The 917-nt window shown below is 61.5% G+C and carries 1 pseudogene; it reads right to left on the reverse strand.

What is annotated here, in order from left to right:
* Nucleotides 1-14: 14 nt before the first annotated feature.
* A pseudogene (locus M3G14_RS11610) lies at nucleotides 15-861 on the reverse strand (IS5 family transposase).
* Nucleotides 862-917 lie beyond the last annotated feature (56 nt).

Below are 917 nucleotides of genomic sequence, written 5' to 3' on the forward strand. Positions count from 1 at the left end.
CTAGGGCGTGTCTCTTATATGCGTAACCAGACCAGAATCGCCGCAAGCACCACTCCCGCGCGATACGTGACCGCGAGCTTGTCATAACGCGTCGCAAGCCCGCGCCACTGCTTCATCAACCCAAAGGCCCGCTCGACCACGTTGCGGTCTTTGTACAGCTCCGCATCAAACCCGGGCGGTCGCCCGCCAGCACGACCCTTACGCTTCCTGGCAGCGATCTCATTAGACTTCTCCGGAATCACCGCGGCGATGCCGCGCTCACGCAGATACGCGCGGTTCACCCGTGACGTGTACCCGCGATCAGCAAGCAACGCATCAGGGCGCGTCCGCGCCTGCCCGCACCCAATTCTCGGGACCCGAATATCGCCGAGGACTTCCTGCAACATCGCGCCATCATGGCGTTGCCCGCCCGTCACCACAATCGACAGCGGCCGGCCATGCCCCTCGACAGCAAAATGTACCTTCGTGCTCAACCCTCCGCGTGATCTCCCGATCCCGTGACCTGCCGGTTCAATCTCGCATAACGGCAGATTCTTGTAATTCGATAGAGCCCCCTGTGTCCTGATCAGGGCGCGGCAGGTTCGTACCGTGCTGATGAGCACGGTTGATCGTCGCGTCGATTGACACGTTCCAGTCAATGTCGCCCACTGCATCGGCCTCGGCGAGGATGTGCGCGAATACGCGGTCCCAGGTGCCGTCGGTTGCGTAGCGGCGATGCCGCTTCCACACCGTCTGCCAGGGACCATACCGGTCGGGGAGATCTCGCCACGGGATTCCGGTGCGGTACCGGTAGATGATGCCCTCTACAACGCGGCGGCTATCACCAAACGGGCGGCCTTTACGGCCCTCATTCGTTGGCAGAAGTGGTTCAACTCGCTCCCACTGTGCATTCGTGAACTGCGTAAATCTAGACCGTT

This window comes from Corynebacterium sp. p3-SID1056 (genome assembly GCF_025152525.1).
Taxonomy (GTDB): Bacteria; Actinomycetota; Actinomycetes; order Mycobacteriales; family Mycobacteriaceae; genus Corynebacterium.